Genomic DNA, 20,073 nt, shown 5'->3' on the forward strand with positions numbered 1-20,073 from the left:
TACGGTTGGTCGCTTGCAAGAGCATGCTTCTCTCAGATCTAAAAATTTTTTGAAGTGCTTTCAGCTTATCCTAATAGAAACTATAACTCAACATTTAATTATTAGTTACAGAGGTTATTTATTCAGGGAGGTTAATTTTAATATTCTTTTATAGGCAATGAACGAGTGACAACCAATAATAATATAATAAGTTTTCAAATACTTATTCAAAAGAAAGATTATGGTCATCACTCGGAAAAAGTGCGATAAATAAATGAAACCCCCGCAACCACTAGCAATACTGCTTAGTGGTTGGCGGGGGTATGCTGAATATTGAACGTTACATCGCCGGCCGTCTTGGATGATGCGGCGTTTGAGTTTGATCAATGGCGACTGCGCCTAACATCAAAATAATAATGATGACAGCTGCCATTAATTGCCCAAAGACCATCAAACTAAAAGCGCCGATGAAGGCAAAAATCAACAACAACCAATCAAGCTCTGAGAATGACAACCCAATCATCTCCTTAAAAGTCAGACTCCGAGGCATCGTAACCCATTGCCTTGCTAGGCGACACATAGACGACAAGCTCATCGCTAAATCGCTTGAGACAATAGGCAATGATGCCAATAGCAGCAAGCGTTGTGACAGTCTTAATCAGCGGCTTTTTCATGCTCTCGCTCCTTTGCCTGTACATTATCCTGTACACTATATAGAAGGTATTAAACACACCTTAAGTTTACACCCGCTGCGTGAAGATAGCAGAAGCGAGGTGGGAAAATTGAGCTCATGGTTCGAGATGCGCTATGATCGGCTAGCAGGCACTGATGGTAACAACATTTAAGGCAATTTAAGCGAATTTAAGTCAAAATAAGTGCTTTTTGCCAAAACTGTGGTATACTGAAGGCATTAAAATCGAAAGTAGGTATGAGCATGGATACAAAAGTAAAGACCGTTGATTACTCATCCAAGGAATACTTTGACAAGATGACTGCTTATTGGCGGGCAGCTAACTATGTGTCAGTTGGGCAGCTTTATTTGAAGGACAATCCTTTACTGGAACGACCACTGAAAAGTGAAGATGTGAAGCCACATCCGATCGGCCACTGGGGAACGATTGCTGGGCAAAACTTCATTTATACGCACTTGAATCGGGTTATTAATAAGTACGATCTCAATATGTTCTATATTGAAGGTCCGGGTCATGGTGGCCAGGTCATGGTTTCCAACTCCTACCTCGATGGTTCGTATTCAGAGATTTATCCACGGGTTTCCCAGGATAAAGAAGGGATGAAGAACCTGTTCACCCAATTTTCCTGGCCGGGTGGTGTGGCATCGCATGCGAGTGCCCAGACACCAGGCTCAATTCATGAAGGTGGGGAGCTAGGTTATGCGCTGAGCCATGCAACCGGGGCGATTTTGGATAATCCTGATGTGATTGCCGCGGTTGTCACCGGTGATGGCGAAACGGAAACAGGTCCGTTAGCCGCATCTTGGTTTAGCAATACCTTCATTAATCCAATCAGTGACGGGGCAATTTTACCGATCGTGCATATGAACGGCTTCAAGATTTCTAACCCAACGATTCTGTCACGGAAATCAGATGAAGATCTGACCAAGTACTTTGAAGGCATGGGTTGGAAGCCATACTTTGTTGAAGGCGATGACCCAACCAAGCTTAATCCTGAAATGGCGAAAGTTATGGACGCTGCGATCGAAGAAATCAAAGCGATTCAAAAACATGCCCGTGAAACCGGCGATACCACGATGCCACATTGGCCAGTGATTATTTTCCGCTCACCAAAGGGATGGACGGGTCCTAAGAGCTGGAATGGCGAACCAATCGAAGGCTCGTTCCGCGCGCATCAGATTCCGATCCCGGTTGATGCTGAAGATATGGAACATGCCGATTCACTGGCTGGCTGGCTGAAGTCGTACCATCCAGAAGAATTGTTTGATGAAAATGGCAAGCTGATTCCGGAGCTGGCCGCGTTACCGCCAAAGGGTGACAAACGAATGGCCGCTAACCCGATCACCAATGGCGGGCTTGATCCGAAGCCACTGGTATTGCCTGATTATCGCAAGTATGCACTGGATAACAAAGAACATGGTAAGCAAATTAAGCAGGATATGATTGTGTGGTCAGATTATCTGCGTGATTTGATCAAGTTGAACCCGCATAACTTCCGGATCTTTGGCCCTGATGAAACCATGAGTAACCGGCTTTACAGTCTGTTTGAAGTCACCAATCGCCAGTGGCTGGAACCAATTAAGGAACCGGCTGACCAGTACTTGGCACCGGCTGGCCGGATTATTGATTCCCAGTTGTCAGAACATCAATCAGAAGGCTTTAATGAAGGCTATACGCTGACTGGCCGGCATGGCTTGTTCACCAGCTATGAAGCATTTCTGCGCGTGGTTGATTCGATGCTCACCCAGCACTTCAAGTGGATTCGCAAGGCTCATGAGGAACCATGGCACAAGGCTTATCCGAGCCTGAACGTGGTTTCAACTTCGACGTCCTTCCAGCAGGATCACAACGGCTACACCCATCAGGATCCAGGCATTTTGACTCACATGGCGGAAAAGAAAGCCGAATACATCCGCGAATATCTGCCAGCTGATGCGAATAGTTTATTGGCCATTTCACCAAAACTGTTCAGCTCACAAAACACGGTTAATGTGCTGATCACTTCCAAGCAGCCGCGGCCACAGTTTTACAGTATTGATGAAGCAACTGTTTTGGCCAATGCTGGCTTGAAACGGATTGATTGGGCTTCCAATGATGATGGTGTTGAGCCGGATGTTGTCATTGCTGCTGCCGGGACCGAGCCAAATATGGAAAGTCTTGCTGCGATTAACTTGCTGCATGACGCTTTCCCAGACTTGAAGATTCGCTTCATTAACGTGCTTGATCTTTTGAAACTGCGCAGTCCAGAAATCGATCCGCGTGGGTTGAGTGATGCTGAATTCAACAGTTACTTCACGACGGATAAGCCGATTCTCTTTGCTTATCATGGTTTTGAAGGCTTGATCCGTGACATCTTCTTTACCCGTCAGAATCGTAACGTCCTGATTCACGGTTATCGTGAAGAAGGCGATATCACGACACCATTTGATATGCGGGTTCTAAACGAACTTGATCGGTTCCACTTGGCCAAGGATGTCATTCAGCATGTACCGGCATATGCTGAAAAAGCGGCTGCCTTTGTTCAGAAGATGGATGATACGTTGCAATATCACCACGACTTCATTCGGGCAAACGGCGAAGATATTCCTGAAGTTCAGGAGTGGACTTGGAAATCAATTAAGTAATACCAATCGAGTCTTGGTACAATCGCTCAGATAATTAACAAATCGGTATTAGCAGGTGACCGCTAATGCCGATTTTTATTTTGTGAAATTAAATTTAGATGATAACTATTTTAATCGATATAAATACGAGTGGCGATGTAACCGCATACACTCATGGCGATGAACCGGTTTAAGAAAAAAGGTCACCGACTGTCAGCCAAAAAGTGAACAAAATATGAATACTATGGCAAAAATTGTGTAAAAAACACCTTTACATCTCACGAGTTCTAATATACTCTTAATGTATTATCATTTTGAGGGTGAGTAGATGAAAGCTAAACGAATGATCGCCGGGGCAATGGTAGTTGCCTCAGCAGTTCTCTTGGTTGCATGTGGCAGCAAGAGCAGCAGTAGCACCGAAACGTTTAATCGAATGGAAAAAGATGTCATTTCGACCATGGATAACGCGCATATTACAGATGTTATTAGTGGTCAGGCAGCGGTCGATACGGGCGATGGTCTGTATCGTTACAAGGGTAAGAAGTTGCAGCCGGCTGTCGCAACCAAAGTGGTGAAGCCGACTAATAAGGGGCTTACGTACACGTTTAATCTACGTAAGACCAAATGGAGCAACGGTGATCCTGTCACGGCTAAAGATTTTGTTTTTGCTTGGCGCCGGGCAACCGATCCTAAGACTAAGTCAGAGTATGCTTATCTGTTCTCGGGTATCAAGAACGCTGACGATATTACTGCCGGTAAGAAGGCGCCATCAACGTTGGGGGTAAAAGCAGAAGGCAATTACAAGCTGGTCGTAACGATGGAACGTCCGATTCCTTATTTCAGTACTATGATGGTTAACCCAGTCTTCTTCCCGTTGAATCAAAAGACGGTTGAAAAATATGGTAAGAAATTCGGAACGCAAAGCAAGTATCTGGTTTTCAATGGACCGTTTAAGCTGACTAACTGGAACGGCACAGGGAATTCATGGGACGAAGTGAAGAATAAGTCGTATTGGAATGCCAAGCAAGTTAAACTAGACAAGATTCATGTTCAGGTGGTTAAAGACGCTAACACTGCGGCTAACTTGTTTGCAACCAAGAAACTTGACGATGCTGTTTTAACCGGTGAAATCGCTAAACAGCATGCTAAAGATAAAGATTACGTGGGCGACAAACAGGGTCGGACCTCTTATCTTGATATGAACGAAGAAAAGGTTCCGGACTTCAAGAACCTGAAGTTACGGCAAGCGGTGGCAATGGCTATTAACCGTAAAGAGTTCGCTAATAAGGTGATCGGTGACGGCTCATTTGGGATTTCGACACTTACGCCTGAAAACTCTGGCTCAAATCCTAAGACGGGTGAGGACTTCGCCAAGGAAGCAGCTAAAGAATCTGAAACGGTTCAGTCATACAACTTGAAGGAAGCCAAGAAACTTTGGGCTGAAGGGCTGAAAGAAGTTGGCAAATCTGGCGAACAAGTTACACTGACGACAGACGACACGGATGTTGCGAAGAAGTCGGCTGAATATATTCAATCAGCTTTGGAACAGTTACCTGGTATGAAGGTTTCCATTTCCTCCGTTCCATTCAAGACTCGGATTCAGCGTTCTTTGGATGGCACCGCCCAGTTCATTCTCTCCGGCTGGCAAGGCGATTTCCCGGATCCGATTTCCTTCCTGGATCTTTATACAACTGGAAACACGTATAACTTCAGCCACTGGTCTAACAAGCAATATGATGAGCTGATCAAGGCTTCTGAGACCACTGATGCTAACAACGAAACAAAACGTTACAATGATCTTTTGAAGGCACAGGAATTGCTTTCTAAAGAAGCCCCAGTTGCGACACTGTATCAAACCGTTCAAGGGCATTTACGCAATCCGAAGTTGAAGGGCGTTACCTTCAGCCCAGCCAACATGTATAACTTTGTTGGTGCGTATATGGCTAAGTAGTAAAGATTAAAATTTTCATTTGAAAGCCCCTGCTTGCGTTGGCGTACTTCACCAACGTAGGCAGGGGCTTTTTGTGTGAGCTTCAGCTAGCAGATATTAAAGAGTTTGTATTGTGGTATATATTATCTAATAATTTCAAAACCGATAATTCTACCCAAGGCCGGATTAATTATGATGTAAGATAAGTACAACACACATATGTTAATGAATAATATTTCGATAAAAATAATCTTTAAATAAAAATAAAAATAGCTTAGAAATATACTAGAGCTTAATAAATCCGTGTAGAAATAAATATTTATTTAAAAACGGATTGACTAGATTGGATTTTACACCGTATAATTTCTATGTGATGTTCTAGAAAAGACAACACAGGGCAGTTAATCCTTCACATGGGCATCGCTACGAGTTTTATACGAACACAAGGCTGGATATGTACAATTGTGTGATTGGAGACTGTTGTTCTGGGATTCCAACAACTGTTTACATGCAGAGCTGGAGCAACGGCAATGCTAACGGATGGCGGAAACCGGATATTTAATATTTTGGAGGTTCTATGATGTGCCGCTCTTTATAAGAATGGAGCGGCCTTTTTGGGGGATTGATCTCTTTGAGAAATAAACAATACTGGCAGTCCCGATCAACCATCACGGCTTTGTTACTCGCAGTTTTATTTATTTCGAGCCACCTGATTGCAAATGCCGGCTATGATGCAGATGGGGGAAAGCATTTGACGGGTTTCTACTTTTTTTCGCCATATATGAACTGGTTGCCAATTGATATTTCTTCAAGTTTACCTGTTGCATGGAATTTGGCTGCGCCGCTTTTATCAGTTCTTGCCGGTGGTATGATCGCTGCTTCCCATGGGCGCAGTGGGTATGCCAAGTTAATGCGATTTCGGCACAGCTTTGTGGCTTATCGCAGGTCGGTTTTCTTGGCTGCGGGCGTTCTTGGTGCAATTGTGCCAATCATGGTACTGAGTTTAGACTTCCTGGGTTTGCTTGCGATTCATCCTAATGTGCTGCCGAATCAATGGCTCAATAATAATGTTGCGATTAGTTATTTGGGACTTGGGGGGAATCTTTTTTATACCCATACTTGGGCCTACATGTTGGGATGGATTGCTTTACTAGCCTTTTACGGGGCAAGCTATGCTATTTTTTCGAATTTTCTCTATTTTGTCACAGGGAAGATGGTGCTGTCGTTGATTGGGGTCATGATGGTTCAGTTAATATTATTAAGCATTTCTATAATCTTTAAGACGAGTTTAGCGCCTATTACTTATTTACAGATTGTTCCAACTATTGGGCAGCCTTCGCTAGCCTACGTTCTTTTATGGCCCGCCATTTTAATTGCAATGAGTATTTTTAGCTTTCGAGTGCCAAAAATCGAGGCTTAGTTTATGAAAATAAGAAAATATCAGTTGTTTCTACATTTTATTTCACGCTGGCAAAGCATTTTGTTTTTGATGACAGTGCTTGTTTTCGCCCTGACTTTCGTTCTTGCCGGAATTATGACGGGACGGTTTGAGATCAGCCAATTGGATGCCAACATTTCGGTTCAACGTGCATTTGGACAGGTGATATTTTATTTGCCCATCGTTGGGATGATGACGTTTTTACTTGTGAGTCAAGCTCAAAACACGAGTCTTCTCATAAGAATTGGTTCCAGAAGCTTGATAGCAAAATATATTTTGCGGGGGTTATTTTATTTGGATCTTGTGATATCGGTGGCGGTCTGGATGGTCTGGATAACTGCGGTGCTGTTCTTATCGCGAGGTCAAGGCGGGATGACGTCAGTTGCGGCTAATGCTAATTTATTGATGAATATCTTTACCGGGCTGTTTTTGTATACGCTAATGATACTTGCTCTTTGTATCGTTTTTAGGTCTAGAGTGATTGGCATTTCCTTAGGGCTGAGTTTGATTATCTGCTTTTATATCGTTCCTTTTGTCAATTTAACTGAAGTCGCAAATCTGGTAACCCCGAAGTTAACTAAAGATGCAATATGGCCGATCAATATTGCTAGGCAGTGGTTGGCAATATTCATTGGCGCTCAGATAATCACGATATTATTTAACCATGTTCGCTTGCCTGTCGAGGGGTGAAGCTTAATGAAGATACAATGGCAAAAACCGCTTATTGATAAGCGCATGATAGTGGTTTTACTGCTTGAGGTCTTACTCTTGATAAGCTCGCTAGCGTTGTATTTTGATCAACAGAATAGCAAGTTATTGCAACAAGTTCACGATCCGGTGATGACTGTATTTATGGGCGCAATGCCGGATCGGTTTGCGAGCAGTCAGTTATGGTGGTTGCTTCTGTGGGTTGGATTCATGTCTTTACCCATCTTCATTTGTGCCGGGGTGACAGATGCTTATCAGCGTAACTTGTATACGTTTCTTAGCTTGCGGATGCATCGAAGACTTGGTGCTTATATCTGGCCTTTAAAGCAAGTGGTTTTGAGGGAGGCAAGCCTTTTATTGGTAATGGGCATTGCAGTCGGCACACTGACACATTTCTTTTTGAGGACGCAGCAATTTGGCGAGGCTGGCTTGTTCATTATTCTTATTATTGTGAGTCAAACGTTTTTAGTGGTTTTAGAAGCGGTTCTTGAAGGTTACTTTGGCCCCATGATTGGGGTTGTCGGAACGTTAACGATTATCTTTTTAAGTTTTCTGCAAATGCCGTTGATGCCTTTGCGTTTTGCCATTGCAAGTACCTTTGCAACGGATCCACAGTTATTAGGTGCGATTGGGTATCAGATCATTTTGATCATTCTTTTGCTACTGATTCAACTCTTTTATATGCCAGGAAGGTGGGGCCGATATGGCACAGGTCGGGAATAAATCAGGTGTTCGTGTTGATATTTCACATATGTCCGTGATGATGAGACGGAAAAAGATTCTTGATGATCTTTCACTTTCTTTTGTCTCTCCTAATATTTACGGCATTGTTGGGCCAAATGGGTCAGGCAAGACAGTTTTTTTAAAAGCAATGTTGGGATTTATACGGCTTGTCAGCGGTAGTGTGACGATGAATGAGGTTCCAATTGATCCGCGGCGGGCTTTTCCGATAAGTGTCGGCGCTATTATTGAGCATCCGGGTTTTATGAATGACATGAGCGGGCATGATAACTTATTGGCTTTGGGACAGATTCGTAGTCAGCTTGATGATGAAGCGATTCATGCCGTGATGACTCGAGTCGGACTGCCAGATGACAAAAAGCCAGTCGCAACCTATTCGCTAGGGATGATTCAACGTTTGGGAATTGCCCAAGCGATCATGGAAGATCAGGAATTTATTGTGTTGGATGAACCTACTAATGCACTAGATCGTGAAGGTATCGTGTTTTTGACTGAATTATTAAAGGAACTTCGCGACCAGGGGAAATTAGTGCTGATCGCAACTCACGACCTTTTGTGGTTGCAATCGCTAGCAGATCAGATATTTGAGTTGTCCAATGGTAAACTTCAGCAGGTTGAGGATGTGGTTTAATGATGAAGCCGGCGCATCGGCGAATTTACTTTTTAATCGGCGGTTGTTCAACAGTGATGATAATTCTTGTAGGGCTGTTTGTTTGGCGCTATCAAACCCTTAATGTGAATGTTGCACAGCCGGCAGTTTGTACGCGACGGCTGCGGTTGCCGGCAAAAGTGGTTCTGAATCAGACAACGGTCGTGCTCGAAAAGCTGGAAACAAAGGTAACGAATGGGCGTTGGCGGGTGCGACTGGTTTTTAAACGCGCAATTACGAAACAAAACCTTAAGCACATCCGCATTCAAATCGCCCAACACCGCGAAGGAAGCGAAGTAGCAAATGAACAACTTGCGGTAATGAGCCGGGATAAGAAGGTATTGACTTTGACGGATACCTATTATAGTCAGGCGAAATACAATCGTGTTGTCATGACGACATTGCCAAGGGTTGCACGTTCACAAAATCTCGTTCAGATTGTAACGTTCAAGGAATGAGATCGTGTTAACATAACTTGATGACTGAATGCGGTTTAGAGGAGTTGAGCGCTGTGGTTCAAGAAATAGACGACTTGAGATTTCAACTTTCACCACATGCTAAATTTGATTTCCGTGCTGCCGTTTTACTGGTGCATGACAATCAAGTGTTAGTAACGGTGCAGCCTACTAGTGGTGTTGCCATTGTCCCCGGAGGTGCAGTGAAGTTTGGTGAAACTTCCGGTGTGGCGGCTAAGCGAGAGCTATATGAAGAATTGCGGCTTCAGGTTGATGAGCCGCCACTAGTAGGCGTACTTGAATCATTTTGGCAACAGCCTGATCGAACCTATCAACAACTGATCATGGTGCATCGCTTGGTACTGTCCCAGGCGCAAATTGACGAACTGGTTTGGCAGGAGGGGCTGCAGGGGCAGTGGTTGCCGAAGTCAGAGGTGGCTAAACACTTGCAACCGCGCGCTTTGGCACAATTTTTAGAACCTAGTGCAACACTTTTGCACCTTGTCGATCGTCATTCGGAATGAAACTTGAGTGGTTTTCCGGTTTGAAAGCGTGCACACGGCATCTCAAATTATAAAATATATAATTAGAGGTGCTTATTTTGCCTTTCTTTGTCAACCTTGATACGCTTAAGGTAGGCTACAGCCGGAAGGGAGTTGCATTTTTATGGATATAACGACTAGACCGACGTTGCAGCAATTTTTAGCGGATACCAAACAGGGTCCGTATGTATCACTGTACATGTCTTGGCCGGAGCATACACCGGTTGAGAAGTTGCGGATCCGGTTCAAGAATATGCTTAAACATGTCAAGACGGTGATGGCGGAAACCTATTCGGGCACCGACTTTGCGCCATATGCTGCCGAACTTGAACCATATGAGCAAGATCCGATGTTTTGGCAAGACAGCGAAGCAAACGGGATTGGTATGTTGACGAACGGTGCGCAAACGTATGTAACCCCAATGTATGAAGCAGTTGATGAAGTGGCAATGGTAACTGAAGTGCCACAGATTTTGCCTTTGATGCTGGATGAGGCAACCGCAACAGATTTTGATATTCTGGCGCTTAATGCTGATAGTATTCAGCTATATCATAACCATGGTCACCAAGTGCGCCCGGTTTCCTTACCGGATGATGCGCCACAAACATTGAAAGGCACACTTGGAACGGAAATTCGCGGCGGCGAGTTAAATAGTGTGTCTCAAGGCGGTGGCCACGTCACTTACCATGGGCACAACGAAAAATCCGCCGAGAAGGCAAGCGATCAACGTCGATTCTACCAGGCAGTTGATCAATATTTACTGACAAATTATTCGAATCCTAAAAAAATGCCGCTGGTTCTCATGGGCTTAGCAGAGAATGTAGCGGTATTCCGCGAGATTTCCAAGAACCATCATTTACTGCCGAAACTTGCAGTGGTCAAAAGTCCGGCAACGCTTGATTTTGTTGAGCTGGATGACTTACTTGAACCAGTGCGCGCCACATTGCGTGATCGGCGCCGACAACACTTCGCTAATGTCATTGAAAACGCACGCGGCAATGGCAGTTACACCGATGAATTGGCAACGATTGTATCGGCGGCATTGCGTGGGCAAATCGCCATCCTCTTTGTTCAAGCCGGCGCACGCATTCACGCGCGGCTTGAAGGTGATCAGATTGAGCGCGATTCCAAGGCTGCTCAGCATGCGAATCTGTTAAATACATTGGCGGACATTGTATTAGGCCACGGCGGTCAGGTTGAACTTTTGCCCGAAGCCCATTTATCAGCTAAAGTCGGCGCTACGATGCGTTATGCTTAGTCAATGATTGTGAACAAAAACGAGCTGCCAAGTTGGCGGCTCGTTTTTGGTTGATATTCAAATATCGCGATACTAGTGAATCACCCAAAAATCACTTTGACAATTTGTTCAGCGGTTTTGAGGCTCACATCATTGACCAATGGCCGCGGGCTGGCAGTGGTGAGCCAGTGAACGCCTTCAGTCGGGACGCCCCAGAAGAAAAGGCCGGCTTGTGGATGTTCTTTTTGGTCAAGTAGCTGTTGGGTTTGACGGTCAATGGCAATAGCGCCTGACTGGAAGCGTTTGTCGGCGTTGAGCTGCAGTTCATAAGTGTGTGCGTACCCGTCATGAAGCAGCTGCTGTACTAATGGATTTTGGGCAGTGGGCGCATTGACTGCCGGAACGCGTGCTTCTAGCAAGGTTTTGGCTTGAAGCGAAAACTTTGGATCGCTCGGGGTTTTTAAAAGAAATTGGCCGTCAATACCTTTGATCTGCATGCCAGGCGGTAAAATAGTGACGATACCGGCACCCATTAGTGCTTGCAGTTGGTCAATCCGCAAAGCAGGCGGTCCGATTGAAAGAAAATCATTCAGTGAGTTAAACCAGCGCAAGAAGAAGTCCAGGTATTGATCCTGACTGAGAAGATTACGCTCAACGAGTTGGCGAATTGGATCGCGCATGTCGCGTAAAACTTCAAGCGCGCTGGTCAGTGGTCCGGTTTTGGTGCCGCGCATCGCTTCTTGGGCATCCTGGCGCAGATAATGCCGCATGAAGTCTTGGTACGGCTGACCGCTTGGATGCGCCTTGGTGGGATCAGCCAAAGCATCCCAATCGAGACGATCTTTAGCGGCGATTGGCAGTGCTCCCAAGGTGGCAACAGGGTCGGCAATAAAATCGCGTTCAAAAGCTGCCTCGTCAATTTCTGGGTAGCGTTGGGGCAACAAAAGCCGATAGTAAATCAACTCGGCTTCGTGCTGTAAGGCTTCCCAGAAGGTTTGACCGCTCACTTCGCCATGAGTTTGCCAAGCGTCAATTTGTTGTGGTGTCAAGAAATGCGGCTGCCATTCTTCACCCGGTCCCTTTTGGTTACGGCCTTTAGCACGATAAGGGAAACCGCGTCGGGAGCCGGCAAAAATATGTGGTTCGCGGCCGCTGGGATGATAAACAAGCAGACCGTCCGGCGCTTTTTGGAATTGTCCGCCGCGGCCTTCAGTGAGACGACTCATCAAATCAAAGAAACTCAAGCCCAGTCCGCGAATGATGACCGGTGATTGTGCTTCAATGCCGCTGAGATCACCTTCTTCGGGGAAACCCGGTTCCAGGTAAAAGAGCTGGTGTGTTTGCGCATAATCGTGCAATGCCTTTTGGTCGCGCGTCAATGAGTTTTTTAGATTTCCCAAGGCCATGACCACTTGATCGGTTTGCCAGCTTTCTTGGGTGGTGGTGATGGTAAATCCGGCAGCTTTTTTATCTAGCCGGTTCACGGTTTGCTGCTTATAGGTGATGATGTTGGTGCCGGCTTGGTGTTTTTGCAAGTCAAAGAACCACTGTTGGTAGACGCCGTACAACGCGCGGGACGCATAGCTGTTGGGTCCCAGATTGGCAGCCTGGCGCATCAGAATCGAACGGTTGTTAATTTCGGGGTGAGCATCGAGGTAATCGGCAGCAAGCGTGAGCGCCCAGGTGCTTAAGTCCGGACCGGCAATAAACGGTCCCACGCCTGTCACTGTTTGATCGGTAAATAAGGTGATTTGTGCCGCAGCAGTATTCATAATGAGATTAGGGTCTTGATCGATCTTCCAAACGCGACCGCCAATTGGATAAGGATCAACTAGGAAAACGGTAAGTTGGCGCTGGGGATAACGGGTCCGTTGCCAACTGATAAGCCGACCTAAAAGCATTAAGCCACGTGGCCCGGCACCGATAAGCGTAATGTGCATGCCGCATCTGCTCCTTTATGAGATGATAAATTAAGAAGTAACAAATTTATTATACTTGGAAGTGTCCCTAAGCAGTTAGCGACTTGCTTTAGGTTTCACCGTTTTCGTGTCATAATGTCCTTATTAACCATCTAGAAGGGAAGGCAGATGCTGATGAAAGTTGTCGTTGTGGGCTGTACGCATGCAGGAACTGCGGCAGTGCGCGAACTGTTGATGAGGCACCCGGAAACGGAAGTAGATGTTTTTGAACGTCGTGAAGACATCTCTTTTCTTTCATGTGGTATTGCCTTGTACCTTGAAGGCACAGTCGGGCGGCTGGAGGACATGTTTTACGCAACGCCGGCCTCACTCGAAGCATTAGGTCCCAACGTGCATGTTCACTTAAAACATGACGTCTTATCCATTGATGGTGCCGGTCATGTGATTGTGGCTGAAGATTTGAAGACAGGCACACAACAGCATTATCCGTACGACAAGCTGATTATGACAACTGGCAGCTATCCGGTTATCCCACCGGTTTCCGGTGTAAGCGTTCCGCGGGTCTTGATGTGTAAAAGTTATGATGATGCGCGCAAAATCAAGGAGAGTGCCAAAGATGCCGAAACGATTGCAATTGTCGGTGGCGGCTACATTGGCGTTGAACTGGCAGAGGCTTATAGTCGTAATCAAAAACACGTGATTTTAATTAATGGGGTTGCGCCATTGCTGAGCCATTATGTGGATTTACCGCTTAGTCGAGAAATTTCTTCAGTATTAACGGAGCATGGCGTTGAATTAAAAGTCAACACGGTGGCACGCCATTTCGATAGTGACGCGGAGCATGTTTTCATTCAGACGGATCACGGTGAGATTCAAGCTGATTTGGCGGTTGTCTGCGTTGGTTTTCGTCCGATGACCGAGTTGTTGGTTGGTCAGGTTAAAATGAATCATGATGGCTCAATTCATGTGAATGATTATATGCAAACTAGCGATCCCGATATTTTTGCGGCGGGGGATGCGGTTGCGGTGCATTTTAATCCGACTGGTAAAGATGCGTATGCGCCACTTGCAACGAATGCGGTGCGTCAAGGAAAAATGGCAGGTGCAAATATTTTTGGCCCAACGATCAAGTATATGGGCACACAGGCAACCAGTGCGTTAAGATTGTATGATCATAGTCTGGCGGTCACGGGGCTGACGCTTGCTCACGCCAAGCGCAATCAACTGCCGGCAGCCAGTGTGACGATGGTTGATGATTTTCGACCGCCATTTATGCCGCACACGGTGAAGATTACCATGGTGCTGGTTTATGATACCAGTAATCGTCAAATACTAGGCGCACAGTTTTACAGCAAGTATGATGTTGCCAATGCGGCCAATTTGATTTCGGTGATGATTCAAAATCGTAATACCATTGATCAGCTGGCCTATGTCGATATGCTCTTTAATCCGAATTATGATAAACCGTGGCATTATCTCAATTTGTTAGGACAATTGGCAGTAGCACAAGCAGACAACTCAGCGGTGTAGGGGGAAAATTATGAATTCGTGGAATCTTATCGGACTGTTCGCGTGGGTGATCCTGATCGCCTACCTATTCTTCATCATTTGGCATATTCGGCGGCGACATATTAAAGCTATCGTCAAATCCGGGCGGCAGGTTTCCCCTTCCGTCGTGTTGGTTGATCTGGTAGAAGTAGCGGTGTTGTTGCTAGCGGTCGCCGGAATGGTATGGGTGAGTTGGTTGCGTCCGATTGACTACCGGGATAGCCATGAGGTGACGATTAGCCACAGTGCACAACCACTTATTTTGCAGACCGGTGATGAACATTCCTTTTATGTACGGGTTCGCACGGGAAATGGTAAGAATCCGATTTTGTACTATACTTATTGGACAGAAGGCGCCAAGTATGAAAACACGAGTCATAACGCGGAAGTGAGCTCCGGCAGCCAACCACTGACACCGCGAGCGGCCGCATATCCGTGGTCCAAAAAGGAACTTAAAAAACTGGATCAAAGCGCTGATCGTGCATATGTCGCAACTGTATCGGCGCAGTATAAGCCTGGTTTTCTTAACGGCTTAGGCATGCATGTCGGTCACAGTGCCGATCGGTTTTCGATTTTACGGGTGCCTAATGATACATTTGTTGAAATTGATCCGGTTGAAGATTAAAGCGTGTTAACTAAACAATTTGAAAGATCGTTGGTGTGAAATGCGGCATCAGCGATCTTTTTTTCGATTGACAAGCTTAGAAAAAACGAAGCAGCCGCGATTCTGCGTGTGTTTTTTAGCTTAGCCGAATCGATTAGTCCGCGGTACATGGTATGATGAAAGCATTCGAAATGGGTAATATAAAAGGTGCTTGTCTGGTTCTAACCGCGCCGGCTCGCGCTCAGTTTTACTAGGAGATTTGCTAATGAGGCATCGTAGCTGGTGATTGCTGCCGTTGTTGCTGCTTTTGGGCTTTGGTCTTGCGGGGCTGCAACCGGTTTAAGCCGCTTCAGGTAAATGGTATCGAGATAATGGCAACATGATGGGTTCTGAAAGTAAGACGGTTATCAAAAAGCTGAACGACCAAACCTTTGCCAAAATAACCGGTCATCCCCAAATTGCCGTGATCACCGTCACGTCCCTGCATGATGACGAGATTGAAGACTATGCCAATGAGCAGTTTGCTAAGCTTGGAATCGGCAAGAAAGGTTGGGATAACGGTCTTTTACTGGTGCTTTCACGCCGAGATCGTAAATATTGGCTGGAAGTGGGTTATGGACTGGAAGATGTGGTGCCAGATGGCAGTGCCGATGAGATTGTCACTGGCTCGGTCAAAAAACTGCTTAAAGCGGAAGACTACGATCATGCCATTGCGTTGTTTTTGACAAATATCGGTAAGCGGGTTGCGGCTCATCAAAGCGCCATTGCCACGCCGACGCAGATAAAAGCCAAGCGTGCCCATGATGCCGCCGTTAAGCAGCTTTTGATAACGGTAGCCTTGGTAGTGGTCGGCATGATGGTGCTCTTCTTCATCATTCATGCTGCCATAACCGCTCGCTTACGTGATACGATGCGGCATGTAGCTGCCATGCAGACGTTACCGATCTATGCCGCTGTGACTGCTGCCGGGATTAAACTGCAATTAGACACGGCGGCGGTTCCGCTATTTCGCTTTGCCTGGTCGCATGACAAATTGCGCGTGATCGGGATGGCGAATTTGACGAGGCGGGGATTTGAATCGTGGACGCGAAAAGTCCGAATGATGGTGCCGCACCCTTATTGGTACTATGACAACGTTCGCGGAGCCCTTCGCAAGTTGCCAGATCAGACGCTGGTAAATGCGCCGACCATTGCCGCGGTGGCTGAATTGTTAAGCCCGGCGCTGGCAGATCGGTTTAAAACCGGACAACCTTATGAAGCAGCTTTCACGGCCTGGTTGAATGAACAGAAAAGTGTTGCCGGGCAAGCAGCGGTGACGACTTGGTCTAAGTTCCTGGCAAAAGTTAAACCGACTGATACCTTCTCAGATGCAACGCTAGCCGCCACTTTTTCCGCTATTCTTTTCCATATTCGCCATCCCGATCAAGATCAGGATTTGAGTCAATCCGATGTGCCATTGTGGGTTATCAGTGATTTTGGCTCGGCGACTAGCAGTCATAGTGGCGACTCCGATGACTTTGGAAGTGGCTTCGGTGGCGGTTCTAGTGGCGGCGGTGGTTTTGGCGGTAGTTGGTAAGCCAGACCCGACCCTTGAAAGTGACGCAACACGTAGGCTAACATAAAAAATATATTTAAAACGATGGGTGGCAGGTAGCTACCGCCATTAAATTCAAAAATGAGGCTAGATAAATGGAGCAGATGTTGTTGTTAATGGGTACCGGGTTGCTAGGCGGTATTCTGGGAGCCGTGCTAGGAATCGGCGGCGGGATGATTATTACCCCGATTTTGACAATGTTAATGGGATTACCGATTCAATATGCGATTGGTGCCAGCATTGTCTCGGTCATTGCGACCAGTTCGGGTGCCACTATTGCTTATCTAAAAGATGAAATGCTGAATTTACGGGTAGCCATGTTTTTGGAAATTGCGACAACGGTTGGGGCCGTCATTGGTGCGGTTATCACTGGCCTGGTGAATGGCAAGGTATTGTATATCTTATTTGGCGCATTGTTGATATTTTCTGCCTTCAACATGATTCGCAAGTTGCGGATGAAAGACGATGGTGTGCGCCAAACAACCCCTGATGCGATGGCCACAAAATTACGCCTGAATGGGACGTATTTTGACAAGGCAACTGGAAAAGAAGTTAATTATACGGTAACGAATGTGCCAGGCGGCTTTGCGATGATGTTTGGTGCCGGGATTGCATCAGGGCTACTGGGTATCGGAAGTGGCGCTTTTAAAGTGATTGCCATGGATACGATTATGCATATGCCGTTGAAGCCATCGAGTGCAACCAGTAACCTCATGATGGGAGTTACGGCGGCCGCCAGTGCAACAGTTTATTATTTTGGCGGTCAGCTTCAGCCACAAATTGCCGCCCCGCTTGCCATCGGAATTCTCGTCGGGGCAACGGTGGGCTCGCGGGTGATGCAGGTTCTGCCAAATAAAGTCTTGCGGCTGATTTTCATTCCGGTGATTGGGTATATGGGCATTCAGATGGCACTTAAGGGATTTGGGGTGAATATCTGATGGATAAGAAACTCAAAACCGAAATCGATGATGTTGAAATCATGATTGGTAAAGTGATGCAGATTGGGGTCATTTTGGCGGCAGTTGTGATTATTTTTGGCTTGATACTCTTGTTGGTCAGCGGATCGACCGGTTATCCGGCCGGTGTTCATCCGACGCGAATTGGTGCGATTATAAGCGGCACGGTGGCACTGAAACCTTACGCTATCCTGATGACGGGGATCTTTTTGCTGATTCTGACGCCGGTTTTGCGCGTCGTGGTATCAATCTATGCGTTTGCGGTTGAACACGATCACTTGTACGTGTGGATTACCACCGCCGTTTTGATTATCCTGCTCGGCGCCATGACGATTGGGTATCTGGGCAACCGTTAATTAAAAAATAGCGCTTTTGCACCGGGTTATTGATCCGGTGCAAAAGCGCTATTTTGATACTTCGTCTGGATGATGAGTGGCGTTTAGCACGCAATTGTTCATCCTTCGCGGGGCGTCATTACTTACCACTTGGCTTGTGTTCCATGTAGTCCTTCAGCGTGGCAACGACGGAAGAATCCGGCATCTCACGCATGGATTTAATATTGTGAATATGTTCAACTGATACATGGCTGTTAAGCGCCATCTCTGTGTCCGTTAGATGATTTTTACGCTGGAAGTCGATAATTTCCCGTGAAAATGCACTGATTTGATCTTTTTCAGCCAAAACGATTCCTCCTCGTGAACCTTTACTAACAGTATAACGATTTTTGTCATTATGCGCACGTATGACATCCAATCGTAACTTTAACACCATTGATTTGAAGGTTTTCAAGCATATCGTAACGATGACTGAAGAAAAGTCTAAAATCTCCAGATGCTGTGTTCGTAGGCTAAATACATGAACGAAACTTAATGATTGCAAAGCCGAACAAGCGTTTGTATAATAAAGATGCACCAAGGAAATGGGATCGCTTCGTTAATTAAGAACCGCATCTGTTAGCTGCAATGTTGGTTAGTTGATTAGGAGTGCCACCATTTAAGCGGATGGTGTGTAAGTTCATATGCGTGATGATCGCGATCGTAAAATACACGCCTTGACCCGATGGCGACAATGTATGCTTGCCCGGTTACAAGTTGTTGATAAAGCTTTCTTTTCTTGACGAGCTGGATACCCTTCAACAGGACTTTGAGGATGATAAACCAAAAGCTGATTAACAAAAGCCATAACCACCCATTGGATGTTGAGTGAAAAGTTGAGGCTTGCAGGGTTAGCATAAGCGGATTCCAAAGCAAAGCGGTGGCATCGGTGATTAGCTGATTAAATAAAGCAGTTGGTGTTGCAAACAGAGATATGAGTGTGATGCCAAAGATAAACAATCCCCAAAGCATATAAGGTGCCATGATCAACACGGTAAGCGCGCGGAGTAAGGAATTTGGAGTATGCAAAACGATAGCCTTTCGAAAACGATGCCATGCATAGAACGGATCTTGATCGGCTATGGTTATCATCTCCCAGTTGTTAGTGAAACGATTTCGTTTAACAATCTCTTTTTCATACAGATATTGTTTTGATGTTTTCCGGACAAGGTAATCGCTAGTCTTAGAATAGCGCAATATTGCCTTGATCGAAAGGTAAGGTGAGCTTATGGAACACTATGCCTATTTGCAGGATCTGGCAGCCAATCAAAGGGATCGGGAACTGCGCGTGCGGATTTGGGATAATAAGAATGTCATTATTCGGCGAAACCTCAGCCAGCATCAGGGCTTGGCTACTCAGGTCTGGGATGCATGGTTGCGTCAGGAGCTGCGACGTTTTAACGGTTTTGAGCCAATTATTGAAGTTGATGATTTTTCCGGGCATCAGGAAATTAAGTTTTTCAAGGAAAATGAATTAGCGGATGCCGTTCATTTCATTCTTCAAGGCGAAGGTGCGGTTGAAACAGCTAGCTAACTGTAGCCAGATTAGCTGGGCGTGTAAGCTTTTACATCCTCTATGTTATCAGTATACTGAAGGTAATGAGGTGAGGACGATGAAGGCGATTATTTTATATGCATCAATCACAGGCAACGCGAAAGGAATGGCTCGGATTGAGCAGCAGTTCTTTGAGCATTATGGTTGGGATGTCACGCTTGGCGAAATGATTCAGACTGATCCGGCAACGATTAAAGACTTTGACGTGTTGGTGCTGGCAACTTATACCTGGACTGGCGGCGTGATCCCTGAAGAGACCCAAGACTTTTATGATGACTTAAGTAAGCTGGATTTTTCGGCTAAGCCATTGGTATTTGGAGTGCTGGGTACGGGTGATCCGTATTATGGCAAGGATTATAATACCGCTCCGGAAAAATTTGAAGCCGTTTTGAAAGCTAGCGGTGCAGTTCAAGGCGCAACCGCGGTCAAGATTGCTTTAAACGTTAAACAAGAAGAGATGCCTCAGTTTGCGACATTTACCCAAAGTCTGATCAAAAAAACCGAAGCGCTGCAAAACAAGAAGTGACCCGTTGGCGCGTGGTATACTAA

At 45.9% G+C, this 20,073-nt stretch carries 20 protein-coding genes and 1 pseudogene; 16 read left to right on the plus strand and 5 right to left on the minus strand.

Going from position 1 to position 20,073, the window contains the following annotated elements:
- Positions 1 to 319: 319 nt before the first annotated feature.
- Together EL173_RS15035 and EL173_RS15040 are read right to left on the minus strand one after the other, a co-directional pair.
- Positions 320 to 493, minus strand: coding sequence for a hypothetical protein (locus tag EL173_RS15035; RefSeq protein ID WP_005690111.1), 174 nt, complete (start codon positions 491 to 493; stop codon positions 320 to 322).
- Positions 494 to 506: 13 nt separating this feature from the next.
- Positions 507 to 653 (minus strand): hypothetical protein, encoded by a 147-nt coding sequence (locus EL173_RS15040; RefSeq protein WP_005690109.1) that lies wholly within the window; start codon positions 651 to 653, stop codon positions 507 to 509.
- Between the two features lie 260 nt (positions 654 to 913).
- Here EL173_RS15040 and EL173_RS01020 point away from each other — a divergent pair, with 260 nt between their 5' ends.
- From EL173_RS01020 to EL173_RS01060, 9 genes are all read left to right on the plus strand, one after another.
- On the plus strand, positions 914 to 3,295 hold the full coding sequence (locus EL173_RS01020; RefSeq protein ID WP_014571051.1) for a phosphoketolase family protein: 2,382 nt from the start codon (positions 914 to 916) through the stop codon (positions 3,293 to 3,295).
- Positions 3,296 to 3,602: 307 nt separating this feature from the next.
- Positions 3,603 to 5,225: a peptide ABC transporter substrate-binding protein gene (locus EL173_RS01025; RefSeq protein ID WP_005688056.1), complete on the plus strand. Its 1,623-nt coding sequence runs from the start codon at positions 3,603 to 3,605 to the stop codon at positions 5,223 to 5,225.
- 610 nt (positions 5,226 to 5,835) lie between these two features.
- Entirely contained in the window at positions 5,836 to 6,624 is a 789-nt protein-coding gene (locus EL173_RS01030) for a hypothetical protein (RefSeq protein WP_005690106.1), read from the plus strand.
- Positions 6,625 to 6,627: 3 nt separating this feature from the next.
- Positions 6,628 to 7,332, plus strand: coding sequence for a hypothetical protein (locus EL173_RS01035; RefSeq protein ID WP_005690104.1), 705 nt, complete (start codon positions 6,628 to 6,630; stop codon positions 7,330 to 7,332).
- Positions 7,333 to 7,338: 6 nt separating this feature from the next.
- A complete protein-coding gene (locus EL173_RS01040) occupies positions 7,339 to 8,073 on the plus strand; it encodes a hypothetical protein (RefSeq protein ID WP_005690102.1) in 735 nt (244 codons plus the stop codon).
- Positions 8,054 to 8,722: an ATP-binding cassette domain-containing protein gene (locus tag EL173_RS01045; RefSeq protein ID WP_005690101.1), complete on the plus strand. Its 669-nt coding sequence runs from the start codon at positions 8,054 to 8,056 to the stop codon at positions 8,720 to 8,722. Before EL173_RS01040 ends, EL173_RS01045 begins: the two co-directional genes overlap by 20 nt.
- Complete coding sequence (locus tag EL173_RS01050; RefSeq protein WP_005690100.1) at positions 8,722 to 9,198, plus strand: hypothetical protein; 477 nt, start codon at positions 8,722 to 8,724, stop codon at positions 9,196 to 9,198. Before EL173_RS01045 ends, EL173_RS01050 begins: the two co-directional genes overlap by 1 nt.
- 20 nt (positions 9,199 to 9,218) lie before the next feature.
- On the plus strand, positions 9,219 to 9,719 hold the full coding sequence (locus EL173_RS01055) for an NUDIX domain-containing protein (protein WP_005690098.1): 501 nt from the start codon (positions 9,219 to 9,221) through the stop codon (positions 9,717 to 9,719).
- Between the two features lie 142 nt (positions 9,720 to 9,861).
- Positions 9,862 to 10,995 (plus strand): baeRF6 domain-containing protein, encoded by a 1,134-nt coding sequence (locus tag EL173_RS01060; protein ID WP_005690097.1) that lies wholly within the window; start codon positions 9,862 to 9,864, stop codon positions 10,993 to 10,995.
- Between the two features lie 80 nt (positions 10,996 to 11,075).
- Here the strand turns inward: EL173_RS01060 and EL173_RS01065 are convergent, their stop codons facing one another.
- Positions 11,076 to 12,914 (minus strand): FAD/NAD(P)-binding protein, encoded by a 1,839-nt coding sequence (locus tag EL173_RS01065; protein WP_005690095.1) that lies wholly within the window; start codon positions 12,912 to 12,914, stop codon positions 11,076 to 11,078.
- Positions 12,915 to 13,061: 147 nt separating this feature from the next.
- Between EL173_RS01065 and EL173_RS01070 the strand changes: the two genes are divergently transcribed.
- From EL173_RS01070 to EL173_RS01090, 5 genes and pseudogenes are all read left to right on the plus strand, one after another.
- Entirely contained in the window at positions 13,062 to 14,423 is a 1,362-nt protein-coding gene (locus EL173_RS01070) for an NAD(P)/FAD-dependent oxidoreductase (RefSeq protein WP_005690092.1), read from the plus strand.
- A 10-nt stretch (positions 14,424 to 14,433) separates the two neighbouring features.
- Complete coding sequence (locus EL173_RS01075; protein ID WP_005685275.1) at positions 14,434 to 15,066, plus strand: LVIS_2131 family protein; 633 nt, start codon at positions 14,434 to 14,436, stop codon at positions 15,064 to 15,066.
- 265 nt (positions 15,067 to 15,331) lie between these two features.
- Positions 15,332 to 16,621: pseudogene (locus EL173_RS01080) on the plus strand (TPM domain-containing protein).
- A 113-nt stretch (positions 16,622 to 16,734) separates the two neighbouring features.
- Positions 16,735 to 17,577: a sulfite exporter TauE/SafE family protein gene (locus EL173_RS01085; RefSeq protein ID WP_005690089.1), complete on the plus strand. Its 843-nt coding sequence runs from the start codon at positions 16,735 to 16,737 to the stop codon at positions 17,575 to 17,577.
- Positions 17,577 to 17,951 carry a DUF1634 domain-containing protein gene (locus EL173_RS01090; protein WP_005690088.1) on the plus strand — a complete coding sequence of 125 codons (375 nt, stop codon included), beginning with the start codon at positions 17,577 to 17,579 and terminating at the stop codon, positions 17,949 to 17,951. The genes EL173_RS01085 and EL173_RS01090 overlap by 1 nt, the downstream gene beginning before the upstream one ends.
- 118 nt (positions 17,952 to 18,069) lie before the next feature.
- Here the strand turns inward: EL173_RS01090 and EL173_RS01095 are convergent, their stop codons facing one another.
- Both EL173_RS01095 and EL173_RS01100 read right to left on the minus strand, forming a co-directional pair.
- Positions 18,070 to 18,276 (minus strand): LBP_cg2779 family protein, encoded by a 207-nt coding sequence (locus EL173_RS01095; RefSeq protein ID WP_003562894.1) that lies wholly within the window; start codon positions 18,274 to 18,276, stop codon positions 18,070 to 18,072.
- Positions 18,277 to 18,572: 296 nt separating this feature from the next.
- Complete coding sequence (locus EL173_RS01100) at positions 18,573 to 19,166, minus strand: hypothetical protein (protein ID WP_019728503.1); 594 nt, start codon at positions 19,164 to 19,166, stop codon at positions 18,573 to 18,575.
- A 31-nt stretch (positions 19,167 to 19,197) separates the two neighbouring features.
- Here EL173_RS01100 and EL173_RS01105 point away from each other — a divergent pair, with 31 nt between their 5' ends.
- Positions 19,198 to 19,503, plus strand: coding sequence for a hypothetical protein (locus EL173_RS01105; RefSeq protein ID WP_005690084.1), 306 nt, complete (start codon positions 19,198 to 19,200; stop codon positions 19,501 to 19,503).
- Between the two features lie 79 nt (positions 19,504 to 19,582).
- Complete coding sequence (locus EL173_RS01110; protein WP_005690082.1) at positions 19,583 to 20,050, plus strand: flavodoxin domain-containing protein; 468 nt, start codon at positions 19,583 to 19,585, stop codon at positions 20,048 to 20,050.
- Positions 20,051 to 20,073 lie beyond the last annotated feature (23 nt).

This window comes from Lacticaseibacillus rhamnosus, from assembly GCF_900636965.1.
In the GTDB taxonomy this organism is placed as follows: Bacteria; Bacillota; Bacilli; order Lactobacillales; family Lactobacillaceae; genus Lacticaseibacillus; species Lacticaseibacillus rhamnosus.

Coding starts and splice junctions, on each gene's coding strand:
- EL173_RS15040 (WP_005690109.1), bottom strand. CDS start 653: ATGAAAAAGCCGCTGATTAAGACTGTCACAACGCTTGCTGCTATTGGC.
- EL173_RS01020 (WP_014571051.1), top strand. CDS start 914: ATGGATACAAAAGTAAAGACCGTTGATTACTCATCCAAGGAATACTTT.
- EL173_RS01025 (WP_005688056.1), top strand. CDS start 3,603: ATGAAAGCTAAACGAATGATCGCCGGGGCAATGGTAGTTGCCTCAGCA.
- EL173_RS01035 (WP_005690104.1), top strand. CDS start 6,628: ATGAAAATAAGAAAATATCAGTTGTTTCTACATTTTATTTCACGCTGG.
- EL173_RS01040 (WP_005690102.1), top strand. CDS start 7,339: ATGAAGATACAATGGCAAAAACCGCTTATTGATAAGCGCATGATAGTG.
- EL173_RS01045 (WP_005690101.1), top strand. CDS start 8,054: ATGGCACAGGTCGGGAATAAATCAGGTGTTCGTGTTGATATTTCACAT.
- EL173_RS01050 (WP_005690100.1), top strand. CDS start 8,722: ATGATGAAGCCGGCGCATCGGCGAATTTACTTTTTAATCGGCGGTTGT.
- EL173_RS01055 (WP_005690098.1), top strand. CDS start 9,219: ATGACTGAATGCGGTTTAGAGGAGTTGAGCGCTGTGGTTCAAGAAATA.
- EL173_RS01060 (WP_005690097.1), top strand. CDS start 9,862: ATGGATATAACGACTAGACCGACGTTGCAGCAATTTTTAGCGGATACC.
- EL173_RS01065 (WP_005690095.1), bottom strand. CDS start 12,914: ATGCACATTACGCTTATCGGTGCCGGGCCACGTGGCTTAATGCTTTTA.
- EL173_RS01070 (WP_005690092.1), top strand. CDS start 13,062: ATGCTGATGAAAGTTGTCGTTGTGGGCTGTACGCATGCAGGAACTGCG.
- EL173_RS01075 (WP_005685275.1), top strand. CDS start 14,434: ATGAATTCGTGGAATCTTATCGGACTGTTCGCGTGGGTGATCCTGATC.
- EL173_RS01085 (WP_005690089.1), top strand. CDS start 16,735: ATGGAGCAGATGTTGTTGTTAATGGGTACCGGGTTGCTAGGCGGTATT.
- EL173_RS01090 (WP_005690088.1), top strand. CDS start 17,577: ATGGATAAGAAACTCAAAACCGAAATCGATGATGTTGAAATCATGATT.
- EL173_RS01105 (WP_005690084.1), top strand. CDS start 19,198: ATGGAACACTATGCCTATTTGCAGGATCTGGCAGCCAATCAAAGGGAT.
- EL173_RS01110 (WP_005690082.1), top strand. CDS start 19,583: ATGAAGGCGATTATTTTATATGCATCAATCACAGGCAACGCGAAAGGA.